The 14,975-nt window shown below is 45.8% G+C and carries 14 protein-coding genes; 3 read left to right on the forward strand and 11 right to left on the reverse strand.

All coding sequences use genetic code 11. The annotated features are described in order from the left end of the window. Nucleotides 1-104: 104 nt before the first annotated feature. From ruvX to QT973_RS12960, 5 genes are all read right to left on the reverse strand, one after another. On the reverse strand, nucleotides 105-563 hold the full coding sequence (gene ruvX / locus QT973_RS12940; protein ID WP_333051557.1) for a Holliday junction resolvase RuvX: 459 nt from the start codon (nucleotides 561-563) through the stop codon (nucleotides 105-107). A 278-nt stretch (nucleotides 564-841) separates the two neighbouring features. Beyond that, nucleotides 842-2,167: a GNAT family N-acetyltransferase gene (locus QT973_RS12945; RefSeq protein WP_333051554.1), complete on the reverse strand. Its 1,326-nt coding sequence runs from the start codon at nucleotides 2,165-2,167 to the stop codon at nucleotides 842-844. A gap of 191 nt (nucleotides 2,168-2,358) precedes the next feature. Next, the gene (locus QT973_RS12950) at nucleotides 2,359-3,540 is read right to left on the reverse strand and encodes a F420-0:Gamma-glutamyl ligase (RefSeq protein WP_333051551.1); all 1,182 of its coding nucleotides are present in this window, start codon (nucleotides 3,538-3,540) and stop codon (nucleotides 2,359-2,361) included. A 196-nt stretch (nucleotides 3,541-3,736) separates the two neighbouring features. Next, nucleotides 3,737-4,255: a GNAT family N-acetyltransferase gene (locus QT973_RS12955; RefSeq protein WP_333051548.1), complete on the reverse strand. Its 519-nt coding sequence runs from the start codon at nucleotides 4,253-4,255 to the stop codon at nucleotides 3,737-3,739. Next, nucleotides 4,239-4,538 (reverse strand): DUF1778 domain-containing protein, encoded by a 300-nt coding sequence (locus tag QT973_RS12960; RefSeq protein WP_333051545.1) that lies wholly within the window; start codon nucleotides 4,536-4,538, stop codon nucleotides 4,239-4,241. The genes QT973_RS12955 and QT973_RS12960 overlap by 17 nt, the downstream gene beginning before the upstream one ends. 785 nt (nucleotides 4,539-5,323) lie before the next feature. On the opposite strand from QT973_RS12960, the gene QT973_RS12965 reads away from it, so the two are divergent. After that, the gene (locus tag QT973_RS12965; RefSeq protein ID WP_333231294.1) at nucleotides 5,324-6,580 is read left to right on the forward strand and encodes a hypothetical protein; all 1,257 of its coding nucleotides are present in this window, start codon (nucleotides 5,324-5,326) and stop codon (nucleotides 6,578-6,580) included. Between the two features lie 295 nt (nucleotides 6,581-6,875). On the opposite strand, the gene QT973_RS12970 is transcribed toward QT973_RS12965, so the two are convergent. Beyond that, nucleotides 6,876-7,616 (reverse strand): SIMPL domain-containing protein, encoded by a 741-nt coding sequence (locus tag QT973_RS12970; protein ID WP_333051540.1) that lies wholly within the window; start codon nucleotides 7,614-7,616, stop codon nucleotides 6,876-6,878. A gap of 118 nt (nucleotides 7,617-7,734) precedes the next feature. On the opposite strand from QT973_RS12970, the gene QT973_RS12975 reads away from it, so the two are divergent. Continuing rightward, nucleotides 7,735-8,118, forward strand: a complete 384-nt coding sequence (locus QT973_RS12975; RefSeq protein ID WP_333051537.1) for a YkvA family protein — start codon at nucleotides 7,735-7,737, stop codon at nucleotides 8,116-8,118. 209 nt (nucleotides 8,119-8,327) lie between these two features. Continuing rightward, nucleotides 8,328-10,676 (forward strand): DNA helicase PcrA, encoded by a 2,349-nt coding sequence (gene pcrA / locus QT973_RS12980; protein ID WP_333209277.1) that lies wholly within the window; start codon nucleotides 8,328-8,330, stop codon nucleotides 10,674-10,676. 262 nt (nucleotides 10,677-10,938) lie between these two features. Here pcrA and QT973_RS12985 read toward each other — a convergent pair whose 3' ends face one another. The 5 genes from QT973_RS12985 to QT973_RS13005 all read right to left on the reverse strand — a co-directional run bounded on the left by QT973_RS12985 (nucleotide 10,939) and on the right by QT973_RS13005 (nucleotide 14,926). Continuing rightward, the gene (locus QT973_RS12985) at nucleotides 10,939-11,139 is read right to left on the reverse strand and encodes a hypothetical protein (RefSeq protein WP_333305297.1); all 201 of its coding nucleotides are present in this window, start codon (nucleotides 11,137-11,139) and stop codon (nucleotides 10,939-10,941) included. Beyond that, nucleotides 11,136-11,480 carry a hypothetical protein gene (locus QT973_RS12990; protein WP_333107528.1) on the reverse strand — a complete coding sequence of 115 codons (345 nt, stop codon included), beginning with the start codon at nucleotides 11,478-11,480 and terminating at the stop codon, nucleotides 11,136-11,138. The genes QT973_RS12985 and QT973_RS12990 overlap by 4 nt, the downstream gene beginning before the upstream one ends. A gap of 105 nt (nucleotides 11,481-11,585) precedes the next feature. Continuing rightward, nucleotides 11,586-12,854: an FGGY-family carbohydrate kinase gene (locus QT973_RS12995; protein ID WP_333391467.1), complete on the reverse strand. Its 1,269-nt coding sequence runs from the start codon at nucleotides 12,852-12,854 to the stop codon at nucleotides 11,586-11,588. A 206-nt stretch (nucleotides 12,855-13,060) separates the two neighbouring features. After that, nucleotides 13,061-13,270, reverse strand: coding sequence for a type II toxin-antitoxin system HicB family antitoxin (locus QT973_RS13000; protein ID WP_333391469.1), 210 nt, complete (start codon nucleotides 13,268-13,270; stop codon nucleotides 13,061-13,063). A gap of 228 nt (nucleotides 13,271-13,498) precedes the next feature. Beyond that, nucleotides 13,499-14,926, reverse strand: coding sequence for a serine/threonine-protein kinase (locus QT973_RS13005; protein WP_333391470.1), 1,428 nt, complete (start codon nucleotides 14,924-14,926; stop codon nucleotides 13,499-13,501). Nucleotides 14,927-14,975: the final 49 nt, after the last annotated feature.

Genomic DNA, 14,975 nt, shown 5'->3' on the forward strand with positions numbered 1-14,975 from the left:
CTTCAGTACCGAGGGTACAGCAGAATTTTCTCCAGTTTGTCAAGGGTTACAGGTGTGCGTAGCAAACTTGCACAACCAGGATATCACGCCTTTGTTACCAGCTATCAAGGATTGGGAAGGGCGGAGATATTTTGCCTCCGTTCGTCTAGCCACTGCTGCAAAATCAGGGCTGCTGCTTTGCGATCGATCGCACCCTTATTTTGCGACACCGAAATCCCTTGTGTTTTCATCAATTCCTCTGCCTCAACCGAAGTCAGGCGCTCGTCCACGTACTCTAGGGGGAGCTCTAAGGCTGTGGCGATGCGATTGGCATATTTCTGCACCTGTCGGGCTTGAGCACCCAATTCTCCGCTCAGGGAGTAGGGCAAGCCTGCCACTAAAATTTGCACTCTCCGCTCTCGCACGAGTTCTCGGAGATAAGCTACGTCTCGATCGAAGGACGATCGTACCAGTGTTGTAATTCCCGTAGCTATTAAACCGGTGCCGTCACATCCGGCGATGCCGACTCGTTTGAGGCCGATATCTAATCCCAGTGCTGAAATCCATAATTTATCGTTGGACATTCAATTTTAGATTTTAGATTTTAGATTTTAGATTTTAGATTTACTATTTTTTTGCGGAAATAATCTTATTTAACGAACCGCGAAGACGCGAAGGACGCGAAGGAAGAAGTGAAGAAAGTAAGAATAAGATAGGTAATCTTAGGTTGATATTAATAATTAAAAGATTAAAAGCAGAAGGGAGGTTTTGGAATTATGACAGAAAAAAGGAATTTCTTTGATGATTAATTCTCTTTTTTTCTGCCTTCTACCTTTTACCTTCTGCTTTTAACTATTAAGTATTAACTTTTGTCTTGGGAGCCTTCGTCTAGAGGCAATTCGGGCAATTTTAGAGGCAAAATGCTGCTGCTATCTGTTGCCGAGGATTCGGAATTTTGGAAGTTCAAGGGGTTAACTTGATTCGTTTGGCTGTTTCCTGAGTCAGTCAAGAGGGGTTTTATCTCGGAGGATGCGGGCCCTGCTGCTGCTTCCCCAGCCATCGGGCCGAGCCAGGACATCCGGCCCGGTACGGGTTTGCGAGTTGGCTGGAAGCTTTGCAGCATTTCTGATAGCTGGAGTCCTTCGAGAGAGACCAACTTGGACTCGCGCAATTTGTGCCACACCGATCGAGACATCAGCAAACTGTGTTCCACGCGCACAGCTCCAAATTGCTCTAAATAAGCTTCCCGTTCCGGCTGATAGTCAGCGGAAGCCAGTTGCAGGCTTTGAATCGGGAAATCTTGAACAAGGCGCGCCATCTGAGACAGCAGTTCCGGGTAAAGCCAAGTGTAGGCCGGGTGTACAGTCAACTGGGCGACGTGCGGTTGCTGGCCGTTGCGGGATAGCTGCACCTGAAAATAGCCGATCGCGGCTTTGCGCTGCGGTTCAAACACGTAACCGCTGACTACCTCGGTTTTGGCCAGCCACTGTCTGACACCTTCGACTAAAGCGCCGAAAAAACTGGTTTTGAAATCTTGAATGTGCCGATCGAATACTTGGCGCACCAGGGGCGGCATAGACGCGGTATCCAGTTGGTATAGCAACTGAGCGTCGGCGTTGCTCACCGGCAGCAGGTTGGGCAAATCTGGCGTCGAGGAAGCCATTTCTTGCAGGCGTTCTGGGGCGATCGTCCAGTAAGTCATCTGGGCCAAAGGCTGAAACCCGTTTTGCCGATACAAAGCCAAGGAAGTTTTGTCGCCGACATTCACTTCCAACAGCCACGTCCGCGCCTCCCAGACTGCCTCAAAGCAGTACCGCAGCAGCATGGAACCAATTCCTTTGCTGCGGGCTTCCGGGTCTACTCCTATGCGATCGATCCGCCAAGTGCTGCGGGTGCGGTTGAAAGGAGAAATCTGAATTATGCCCTTAACTTTCCCCTCTTCTTCGGCAACGTGGGCCCGGAACAGGGACTGACAGGGGTTGGGAAACAAGCTAAAAATCTTTAGTAGTCCGTACCAGCGACGTATCTGCTGCAACTTTCTACCTAGTACCACGTCGCAGCTTGCGCCCTTGCGGTTTTCTGGCTCTTCGGCTGTTTCCGCGCACAGTTGTTCCATCACCTCGATGTCGCGATACTGAAACGGGCGAATCACAACCTGGTTTTGGTTTTGGGAGGGAAATGAAGTCATAGCATAAAAGTGGAGAATGGAAATTTAAAAATAAAAATTCAGAAAGGGGAAGAGTTAGAGAAGTTTTGAGTTTTGAATGGGTAAATTTTGAGTTCAAAACTTATAACTTTTGATTCTTCTCCCTTTCTTGCTCGATCGAAAATTAAAAATTGCAAATCATCTTTTTGAATTTTTAATTTTCTGTTTTCAACTCAAGATTTTTGTGGCAGAGGTCGAATTACAACGACTGGTGTGCGCTCGTCAGCATTCCCGGCGGGGTTGCTTCGCAAGGCTTGCTCTAAGAATGTTACCGATAAATCGGAGGTCGCTGCTAATATCTTAACTGCTTTCAAGTCATTAGCGTCTACGATCGCCGCCGCAAGTCCGGTTTCTCGTTGAATTTCTTCTACAACTTGCTGGGGATTGTCCGGGCCTAGGACAATAAATTGGTCGAAGGGAGGCAAAGTCCCGGTAACGTCGTCAATCAGTCTGGCTTGTTCCCCTGCAAGTTGGTAAAAGACTCCCGGTTTACCGAATATTTTAGCCACAGCGCCGATCGCAAATGCTGCGACTACGCGCCAAGGGCCTACTACATCAACCAACGTCTGCATCCCGCAAGCCGTGGCCAAACTCGACATCGGCAAGAAAAACAAGCACACTCGCTTTGCCGCCCATCCGGGTTTGACTTCGCTGGGATGGCGATAGCGTCCCTGCATCAAAGCCAAGGGAGTCTCTGCGAGGGCGACAATATCGCCTTTCTGGGCGCGTGGCAGCACGTACCGCTTGACAATTTCGACGGGATTGTCCAATTCCGTCAGGATGTGGGTGCGAATCGGCAAAACTTCGGCAACTCCTACATTTCGGGCATTAGGTACTGTCTCCGAGTTGGGAAATTGCAGGGGAACTACTACGTTACGGACTTTGGGGATGCGGCCGCCCGGGCCGTAGGTGACGTAATGTACTTGCACCCAAGCTGACTGCAATTTGGTTAAATCTTGCCCTTGAATGTCTACAGAAACTTTAATTTTCGTGTTTTTTTGGGCTTTAACAATATAGCCGAACCAGTAATCGTCTGCTCTGGCTGCTGCGTCTTTGTGGCAAGGAATCACCTTTGTCTCGGAGGTAACGCCATCCAAACTTCCGTCTGACAGCAGTTTCACTTGTGCCCGCACTTCCGGCAACATAATCTCAAACCGCTGTGTCAGGTTGCGGAACTCCATTTCCCCGACTAAAAGATAGCGGTTGGGTTCGGAGATGGCTAAGTGCCATTCTCCGGCTGTTAGTTCTAGTTTATTTGCACTCCCAGTCCGGCGATAGTTCAACTCTAGGCCCAATCCGCCCAATGCTAGCAGCGAACCGGCTGCTGCGATTCCTGTTGCTAAAGTCTCAATCACTCAAATCACCGCCAATAATATTTTGTGTTTACTGTAGTCGATATCGGGTACTTTGAGCGCTGATCCGGTAGTAATTGGATTGTGTTGAGTTTGTTGGGGGCGATCGAGCTTAGCCCAATTACAGGTAAGTGCGATCGCGCGTCTGCGGTGGCGGGGTTGGAGAGTGGGATTGGCGATCGGTTTTTAACAAAATCAACTAAATGTTAGAAGTTTGACAAAGTTCTTCAACCGATTTCATTGGTAGATAAAGCTTCATCGGGTTTTGTTTAAACTTTTGAAAACCATATTTTTGATAGAAATTGGCTGCTGGCTCATCCAGAGCTTCTGCAATGACAGCGAGAGATGCAACTTGTGCAGTTGCCAAGAGTGCTTTTCTCAAAGCATCTATCAGAATCAACTCGCCGAGATGTTGACCTTGATAAGTACGATCGACTGCCAAACGACCTAGCAATGTAGCAGGTAGAAGGGGATAGCGGGGCAGCTTTTTTGCAAAAGATTCATTCAAATCTGCGAGTTCAATGGTGTATGCAGAAAGCGTATAATAGGCAATCACATCAGTGTTTGGAGACTCCACTAAAACGAATACGATTGCGACTTTCTTTTTGAGATCCTGAGAAGCTTGTTTACGGATGTAGTTGTCCAAACTATCTTGTCCACAACAAAAAAGCTCTCTGTGATGTCTGCTGCTATCTAAGAGTTCAATTGTGAGTACCATCGCCCATCACTTGTTTGTAGCGCAAGGCTGCTGCTTTGAGAGCTTGATTCGGCTGGGTTGGATTCAGGAGGGCATTTACGAAAGCCTCGCTGTCGTCAAGGTCAAGTTTCAGTCTTTGGTGCTGTTCAATAACTTTGGAAGCGACTGCTTGAACGCTGGCGATGACGAAATCTGTTAATGTACGTCCTTCTAAGTCAGCGGCTTTTTGCCAAAGGGCTTTAATCTCTGGACTGATACGAGCCTCCAATCGGGCTGACGGTTCCGATTTAGTAGTTTTAGTCATACAAAATACGGTTTATCTCATTTATCCATTATATACGGCAAAGTGCCGTATGTCACGCTAAAAGTTAGGGGGCGATCGAACTTCTGCCCAATTACACGTAAGTGCGATCGCCTCTGGCGGCTAAAGCGGTCAAGTTGCTGTTCAAAGAGCTCTCCTCGTGAGTTAGATCACTCCAAAATCTGGCCTTGCTTAATCAGGGTATGAAAAAAATAAGTTGAAAATCACGAAGCTTTGTGGATACTGGTTTCTCTGGCTTGCATATTTAGCCTTTCCTACCGTAAATCAGCAACGTCTACAAAACAAATCTGTTAATTAAATCATTTATTATGATTATTTTTTATAACAAATATAGTTTTATTTTTTTTAAACGTTAATTTATAATCGACAATCAACTTTTTAATCCAATACTTATTAAGCATTTACACCTGTCATTATAATAGATATTTCATAAACTTTCCTTAGTTTTACATATCAATACTTAATCTCTTAACAACTCTGTATACATGAGTTATTTTCGCTCGTTGTCTGCCCATCGTCAAAATATCTCAAATGAGTTAAAAAGAACCGCTATTGACAGGATATTCCTTTATATCTTGCCCTTTTTGTCAAGTACAATTTATACCAAATTAGATGAGCTTACCCTGCGAGCCGCTACCGCGCTAGCGGTCAATACCTTTAAGAATCTACTTCTTAAGTAACAGTCCAAATCTAGTTCTCAGGCAGTAGATTTTCTGAGAAGTATATAGTTAGCCTAGTAAATGTAACAGTAATACCCAAGGATATCTATGACTGATAATAAGCAGCCTTTTAACCAACCTGAAGCCAATCCTGACTTCCAGGAAAAGAATGTTGACAATAGCGAAAACGCGCAGCTTCAGGCTCAGACTAACGAAAATTCAGAATCAAAGGAAGAGCAATCATCAGGCTCAGGCCTTGGTGCGAGGATAGCTGGAGCAGCAGTCGGTGGTATACTCGGTGCTCGCTCTGGAGGCATTGTTGGTGCTGTAGCAGGCTCAGTTGCTGGCGCTATGATTGGTAAAGGTACTGCTGATACTGTTAACCGTGCTGTAGATAATTTAGGGGATGCAGCACACGCTGTAGCAGACGGTATTACACACACTGTAGAAGACCTAGGGACAGTCGTAAAGGAAACGGCTGAGGAAGTTAAACCATCTATCAAAGCTACAGCAGAAGCAGTCAAGGAGACTGTTGAGGAAACCAAGCCTTCGATTAAAAGTATAGCCGAATCTGTCGATCGGACAGTTAAGGAAGCCAAGCCTTCTGTAGTAGATGCAGTCAAGAGCGCATCCGAGGAAGTCAAACCTACGATTAGAGAAGTAAAAGATTCAGTCAAGCAGACAGTCGAAGGTATCAAGCCTTCTATACAAAGTGCAGCGGATTCTATTAAGAGTACTGCTGATGAAGTTAAGCCTTCTGCCAAAGCTGTAGCTCAGGAAATTGAGGGGGCAACTAAGGATCTGAGATCGACTGTAAAAGATACAGCGAAAGCAGTTGAGCCATCTATAAAAAGCGCAGCCGAATCGCTTAAGTCATCTGGTAAGAGTGCAGCGGAATCAATGAAGTCATCTGCTCAAAGCGCCGCTGAATCTGCCAAAGTTGCAGCGCAGGATGTTAAGTCATCTGCCCAAAATGCTGCAGAATCTGCTAAACGTGCAGCGCAGGATGTTAAGCAGGATGTTAAGTCATCTGCCCAAAATGCAACCGAATCTGCTAAAGATGCAGCGCATGATTTTAAATCATCTGCCCAAAATGCAGCCGAATCTGCTAAACCTCCAGTGCCTGATTTTAGGTCCTCTGCCCAAAATGCAACCCCATCTCCTCAAGGTGCAGGGCATGGTTTTAACTCATCGGCCCAAAATGCAGCCGAATCTGCTAAACGTGCAGCGCACGATTTTAAGTCATCTGCCCAATATCTAGCCGAATCCACCGAGGAAAATATGGATACGGATATTCACATCTCCGGCACTCCTAAACTCAAGGATCAAGTGGTCATTCATGACAAGAGAATCATTAAGGACTAGGTAAAGTAAGGACTTAACTCTAGCTTGTTAAAGCTAGGGCTAAGAGAGTTTAACAAAGAGTGGATCTGAGAAAAGAGTCCACTCTTTTCTGTGTATGAGGAATGCGATCGCCTACGGTTTAACAGAGAGTCTATTTATTGAGGAACTCTCCCCCTGAAGAAGGAGAGATTTCGTTTCTAGACTACTGGCAGAAGTGGTTAAAACGGCTAAAGTTTTTTGTAGAAAAAGCTGCTTGATAAATCGAGAAATAGTTAGGGTCAAGCTGAGGTGGCCAGTTCAACCCCTAACTATATTATTAATATCCAAATTGCAAAGTCACAGAAGCTTCTACCTGCTGTTCCCCCCCCACCACAGGCGTTGTAGCGTCAGCAGCAGCCATGCGAGCACCAGCCAATTGCCGATACATAGGAGGCGGCGCGATCGCACCGTTGACTTGAATGCCCAGAATCTCTCCCCGCTTCAGGTTGAGGGCGCTAAAGACTGCATCCGCTTGCGCTTGAGCATCTTGAGTGGCTTTTTTGAGTGCTTGTTTTCGAGCAGATTCGATCGCACTTTCGGTGGCGGCAAAACTCACGCCGTCGATGCGTGTGGCTCCGGCATTCACCGCATCGTCGAGCAAAGTGCCGGCAGATGCAGTATTAATCCGAAAACTGACGGTATTCGTCGCCGTATAACCTGTCAAGCGCTGTTGGTTGTTGTCGTAGTTATAAATGGGATTGAGGGTGATGCCGGCAGTTTCGAGTTTTTCGACTTGGCGCGATCGCAGCAACTCTACCACAGCGGACGATCGCCTCGCCGCTTCCTGCTGCACCTCGGCAGCCGTTTTCCCCTGCACCTCAACCCCCAGCCGCACTTGCGTTTGGGTTGTGGGAATCGCTTCCACACCCCGCCCAGTAACACTCAGCGTTCTGATCCGCTGTTCTTGAGCCACCGCCGGATCTAATCTCACAAAACTAACGAGAGTTAAGGTTAAACACAACGCTGTTACCAGACTGCGGAAATTAATGCGATCGCCACGTTGCAAATTTGAATTCATAAACTTGATTCTCCTCACATACAACAGATGCTATACTTTACCTTCCCACTGAAAGTGCTAAATATCCGGGTTGTTACATTTTTAGTAACTAAAAAAAGTATTAGTGATTAGTCATTATATGCAATGCTTAAAACAAGTTGCCCCCCGACTAAAAAAAGAGACTTACGCGGTTTATTTAACCAGTACAGACCAGAGAGTACCTTGGTACGCCATAATTTTAGCAGGGCTTACGGTGGCCTATGCTTTTAGCCCGATCGACTTAATTCCCGATTTCATACCAATTCTCGGCTACTTGGACGATTTGATAATTGTACCCTTGGGAATTTGGCTGGTACTGAAGATGATTCCGCCACAGGTTTTAGCAGAGTGTCGGGAAAAAGCAGCCGCAGAAATAGATCGAGGGAAACCGATAAATAGGGCTGCCGCTGTTGTTATTATTGCCATTTGGATTGGCTTGGGAATATTAGCAGCAATTTGGCTGACACGGATATTTAAACGTTAAAAACAATTACCTATCTAGTTATTGTGTAGCGTGCGCGCCCAGCACCTTACCTGAAACAACTCGCTGGCTCCAAAAATATTTAAAGTTTTAAAAATTACCATTCTAGTTATAATATAGGGTGCGCTAGGTACACATTAGGTTAAAAGAACTCGCGGTATCGCATACCAAGTATTATTTACCCCTTAAAAAATTAAACTAACTTTCTAGCTATGACTCAAACCACTGATTTCCTCAGCCACCTCAACCCATCTCAGCGCCAAGCAGTCGCCCATTATAACGGGCCGCTGTTAGTAGTAGCGGGCGCTGGTTCCGGCAAAACCAGAGCTCTAACTTACCGAGTTGCTAACTTAGTTCGCACCCATCGAGTCGATCCCGAAAATATTCTGGCGGTGACATTTACAAATAAAGCCGCCAGGGAGATGAAAGAAAGAATTGAGAAATTGCTGGCAACTCAGCAAGCTGAAGCGGAATATGGCAAACCTTTGGTAGACTTAGCACCGGATGTGCAAACGAAATTGCGATCGCAAATTTACCAAAGAATTACCAAACACATTTGGATGGGGACTTTTCACTCTTTGTGCGGCCGCATTCTCCGCTACGACATAGAGAAATATCAAGACGAAAAAGGTCGCCAGTGGAAAAAAAACTTTTCGATTTTTGACGAGTCAGATGCTCAAAGTCTCGTTAAACAAATCGTCACCAAAATCCTGAACCTTGACGACAAGAAATTTGACCCTCGAAAAGTCCGCTATATCATCAGCAACGCTAAAAATAAAGGTTTTTCGCCTCAAGAGTACCAAGCAGCAGAACCGGATTATCGAGGTCGGGTGATTGCGGATGTTTACAGTCGCTATCAAGACGCTTTAGCAGCCAACAATGCCCTTGATTTTGACGACTTAATCCTCGTTCCCGTTAAACTTTTGAGCCAAAACGAGCAAGTATTAAGTTACTGGCATAAAAAGTTTTGCCATATTTTAGTTGACGAATACCAAGATACCAACCGCACTCAATACGATTTGATTCGGATGTTGGTGACAAATAACGCCGACCCGAAAAACTTCGATAAATGGCAAAACCGCTCGATTTTTGTCGTGGGCGATGTCGATCAATCAATTTACAGCTTTCGGATGGCAGATTATACCATATTGCTGGAATTTCAAGAGGATTTTGGAGATGGTTTGTCTGACGAGAAAACTCAGACGATGGTAAAATTAGAGGAAAATTATCGATCGCGCGAAAACATCCTGCAAGTCGCGAACCACTTGATAGAACACAATACCGAACGGATCGAAAAAATTCTGCGCCCGACTCGCGAACCGGGAGCTCCGATTGTTGTCTGGCGCGCCGACAACGAATTAGATGAAGCGGAATTTGTAGCAGGTCAAATTCATTCCTTAAAGCGCCAAAACTCCGAATACGAAAACGGCAGTAACTTTGCGATTCTCTACCGCACAAATGCTCAATCTCGCTCCTTTGAAGAAGCGTTAATGCGTTTAGACATTCCTTACAATATTGTCGGTGGGCTGAAGTTTTACGATCGCAAAGAAATCAAAGATATCCTAGCATACCTGCGGGCGCTTGCCAATCCCGACGATAGCGTCAGCCTCAAACGCATCATCAATACTCCCCGTCGCGGCATTGGTGATACCACATTTTCCAAAATCGAAGACGCTGCAACTCAATTGGGCATTCCGTTGTGGGAAATCCTCAGCGATGAATCTTCTGTCAATACTCTAGCAGGGCGATCGGCAAAAGCTATTATTAAGTTTGCCGAAATGATTGGTCGTTGGCAATCGCAAGTTGAAACCCTGCCCGCTTCGCAAATTGTCCAAGGAATTATCGAAGATTCAGGCTACATTCAAGATTTGAAAAATCAAGGAACGGAGGAAGCAGAAAACCGCATAGAAAACGTCAGAGAATTGTACAATGCAGTGCTGCAATTTGAAGAACAAAACGAAGAACCGACGCTGACATCGTTTTTAGCAAAAGCATCTTTAGCATCCGATTTAGATGACTTGCAGGAAGAAGATTCCCGCGTATCGCTAATGACGCTGCACTCCGCAAAAGGGTTAGAATTTCCCGTAGTATTTCTAGTCGGAATGGAACAGGGCTTATTCCCGAATTTCCGCAGTTTGGACGACCCGAAAGCGATCGAAGAAGAACGCCGTTTGTGCTACGTGGGCATCACTCGCGCCCAGGAATTGCTATTTCTCACCCACACTCGCGAACGCCGCCTCTGGGGAGGCTACCGGGAACACTGCACCCCTTCGCTATTCTTAGGGGAATTGCCGACACATTTGCTGGCGGGAAGTGCGAAGAAAACTAAAGCGGGGAAAACGGCTGTTTCCAAGGGAAAAACTAATAATTCAGCAGCTAATTCTGGGAATTCTCAATCGGCAGAGTGGAAAACGGGCGATCGGGTTTTTCATCATGCTTTTGGAGTTGGAGAAATTACCCATGTTTTGGGGGAAGGCGAGAGAACTAATCTGGCAATTAAGTTTTCGGGTTTGGGTCGAAAAATCATCGATCCGAGAACAGCTAAGTTGCAGCGAGTGTAATAAAAAAGTGTTGAAAACTCCCGATAGGAGTCGGCGGTTAAAACCGTTACTACACAACCTTGCGTCCGAACAGAGGGGACTCAAAAGAAATGATTCAAGACTCTCCCGTAGGGAATCGCCCCTCGATCGATCTTATCTCACATCTTGCACCATTCTCAAGAACAGGCAAGATGCCTGTGAAGCGAGAAAATTCACTCTTTGTGGAACAGGCATCTTGTCTGTTCATAAAAGACTTATTAACAATGATGCCACATCTCATATCTTATTCGACTGCCTGAGATTCCACACGCCTGTATTTACCCGCCAAACGTTCTCGACGCTGGCGGCGGTTGTCAGCTTCAAATATGGCAATCGCTTCATCTAACTTCAAATTGAAAGCGTCCAACTGTCGGCAGACTTCACGCATCTTTTCAACGTGTCGCTTTCTGGTTTCAGCGTCGGGGATTCTAGGTTGTTGATTCATCGTAAATTCCAATCCATTTTGATTTCTTGAATGCTTGCTGCTGAGGCATCGACAATTGCCTCTCCGTCTTCTATCGTTCCATACAGAAAGTTTAACGTATCCGCAGTCGCAGCGGGTTGAGATTCTGCCACCTGCTGCAAAAGCCTGTACAAACGATTGTAAGAGGTTCTCAACCTTTCCTTAATATTATCCAGGGATTCTAGTTCGGGGAGTGTCGCTTCTGTCTCGCCAAACTGCTGCATTAAAATGTATTCTGTAGCGGTTGTCTCGTTGAGGATTTCCACTAGCCGCCGCTGCAAGGTAAAAATTGTGTTCAGGATGTCATCAGGTAGCTTTGCCATTGTCCTTAATTTTTAGGGATAACAAGTTAACACAATATATCAGAATGTTTGCTTCCTCTCATTTTAGTTTGAATTGAGAGCGATATCAGTCCAAATTTACCACCTTTAAATTTGCGTTCCATGCTTCGCCAATAACGCACTTCCATAAGCAGCAGCAGTATGAATTGGCGTTACTACAGGCACTTTTAAATAACGCTTTCTAATCGCACTCCAAACCGCATTTTTTGCCCCGCCGCCAGCAGTATAAACTTTTGTCAAAGGAGTTGCACCCAATTGTTGCAATAATTGATATCCCCGCGCTTCAATCCGCGCTATGCTTTCTAGCAAACCGTGCAGAAATTCCACTGAATCAGTGGGACGCGGTTCGAGTCGGGGCGGCAAATTCGGGTCGTTAATCGGAAAACGATCGCCCTTTTTCAACAATGGGTAATAATCCAGCAAACTCTCTTGTTCTGGATCAATTTGTGTGCTATAATTATCCAACTCAACATCAGTAAAAAAGTGTCGCAGCACCGCACCTCCGGTATTAGAAGCACCTCCAACTAACCACAAATCGCCTAATTTATGGCTGTAAATCCCGTATCTAGAATCATCTACGCGGGTATGACTTAACAGTTTGACTGCTAGTGTAGAACCGAGAGAAGTTACTGCTTCCCCTGGTAAATTGACACCGCTTGCTAAAAATGCGGCAATGCTATCGGTTGTACCAGCACAAACCATACAATCGCGGGAAAAACCGAAGCGATCGCCCACTTGAGCACTCACTTCCCCCACAGGCGTGCCCGGTGCGACAACTTGTGGCAATTCAGGAGTTGCAGCGCCCGCAATTCCCTCTATCAGCCAATTCGGATAGCACAAAGTATCAACATCGAAACCGAGTTTCAAAGCATTGTGATAGTCGCTAATTCCCAATTTTCCGTGCAGCAGAAAGGCCAGCCAGTCAGCTTGATGCAGGAAAAATGTAGGGGCGGTGCCCCCGTGCCCGCCCTCCTGCAACCACAGGAGTTTTGCCAGACTCGATGTAGCGCTTATTACTGTGTGGTTGTCGGGGGCGATCGCCCGCAACCTCTCTGTCACCGCTGCACCGCGCGCATCATTGTATAAAATCGGCTCGCATACTGGTATACCGTCGGTATTGCACAGCATGACAGTGGAGGATGTGCCGTCAAGGGCGATCGCCCTTACCTGATTGCGGATTGCTGGGGGAATTTGCTCAATTACAGCCCACAGCGCATTTTGCCACACCGAGGGCAATTCCGGCTGTTGCGCGTTGGCAAAAGTATATTCAGTCTCGCAATGGATTGTACCCTGGGAGTCTATGACAGTCGATCGGGCGCCCGTGGTGCCGAAATCTATTCCCAAATAAAGATTCATTTGTTACTCCCGCGAATTTTCCTATATCTCAGAAACCGGGTTTTTTTACGAAAATCTTTCGTTGTCACCCACAGATTAGGTAAAAAACCCGGTTTCTTTGGCATTAGTGCGTAAGTTCATGGCTTAAGCATGGGGGCTAGAAACCCGGTTTCTACGAGTTTTGCGTTGAGTGACGAGAAATCTAGAAAGAAACCGGGTTTCTGAGATTATCGTGCTTCGGCATATTCACATAGCCTAGTTGGTTCGGGAATCGGTAAACCTTCCTCTCGCAATCCTTCTAAGTGAAATTCTATTGCTTCTTTAATTTGCTGCTGTACTTCCGCAAGGGTAGCGCCTGTGGCTGCACATCCGGGTAAATTGGCCGCGTAAGCTGAATAGTTATTCGGTGTTTTTTCAATGACAATCGCATAACGCATTAGTTGATACCCACGGGTGGTCAGAAACCGGGTTTTTTTACGAAAATCTTTCGTTGTCACCCACCGATTAGGCCAAAAACCCGGTTTCTTTGGCCTTAGTGGGTAAGTCGTGTCTTTGTGAAACCCATCCAATTAGCACGTAATGAAATGACTAAAATCGATAATTTCGTAAAAAAAGATTCGATAAAAAAGACTTGAAAAAAGGCTGAAATTCCTATAAATTAGAGCTTACAGCTCTTGATGCGAGAGAAGAGAGAACCATACAACCAACCCTAACCACCCCAACACCCCAACAACCCAACCCAATCCTTCTCCCCCCCACGCAAACACACGCGCACACGACGGGAGGTGCCCCCGTGGTGCTTGCAAATTAAAGGTTAAATCATTGTAGCTCAACCACTCTTTCCTCCCCTTTCTCCTCTTTCGCCAACCCACACGATCGCCTAGCTTGCATTCAGTGTCATAATCAACTTTACCGCCTATTTCTAACCAGATTTTTTTCTGGACACTAAAGCCGAAACGACCCTGACTATATTTTACCCACAACTGGTCGATCGTCCGCAAATCATCGCCAGGAAAATTCTCGATCGAGTTCGTATCGAACCAACCTTCCTTCTCCCGTCTAGCAGCTTTTAACATCACTTTGAATGTTTCCTGATCCGCCTCTTTCCACTTTCCTGCTGCTAATAAATCCCGGAGACGAGTATAGTCAACACCCCGCGCTGATTTAAGCGAGTCTGGTGGCGATGCCGGTGGAGGTGTTTGAGCTGATAATTGAGGTGATTGAGTACCAATATCCTGCAAAACTTCAGTAGCAGATTGATAACGTTTTTTAAGAGCAGGTTGTATCATTTTATCTAAAACCTGACTCAGTTCCGAACTGACAGATGTTTTTAAGTGTTCTCGCCACACCCACTCAAACTCGCTATCATCGAATAAATCAATAGGTTCAACCTGAGTTAACAGACACAGACAAGTCACACCCAGACTATAAATATCACTCGCATGAATCGGTTTACCGTTGGCTTGTTCTGGTGCCATATATCCAGCCGTCCCGATTCTCGTTCCCGTTAGCCCTAGAGCCGTTTGTGTCGCATATTTCGCGGCTCCAAAGTCAACTAAAACCAGTTGCCCATCTTGTCTGAGAATAATATTTTCTAGCTTGATATCCCGGTGAATTACTTGGCGGGAATGAATGAACTCTAATACTGGCAATAAATTATTAAGCAAGTCGCGAATCTGCGTTTCGCTAAAATATCCCTTAGATTCTAGTGTTTGGGCTAAATTTTCACCGTCGATGAATTCTTGGACTAAATACTGCCGTCCATCTTGACTAAAATATGCTAATAAGTCGGGAATTTGAGAATGTTTACCCAACTGTTCTAGGCGGACTGCTTCAAGCTCAAATAACTCAGCCGCTTTCTGGATACTAGAAGTGCCTTGAAATTGGGGGTAAAATTGTTTAATAACGCAGGAAGGTTTTGATGGTTTATACTCGTCAATAGCTAGAAAAGTGCGCCCAAATCCCCCTTGTCCAATAATTTTTTGGGCTCCGTAGCGATCGCCCAATAGCAGTTTATTGCCGCATTTTTGACAGAATTTTGTATAGCCAGACGGGTTTTGGAATAGGCAATCAGGGTTTAGACACTGGCTCATAAAATATGCTTAGAGATTTACAGATTAAAGCTCTCGATGCGATGCCAGC

It is taken from the genome of Microcoleus sp. Z1_A1, from assembly GCF_036700305.1.
GTDB lineage: Bacteria > Cyanobacteriota > Cyanobacteriia > Cyanobacteriales > Microcoleaceae > Microcoleus.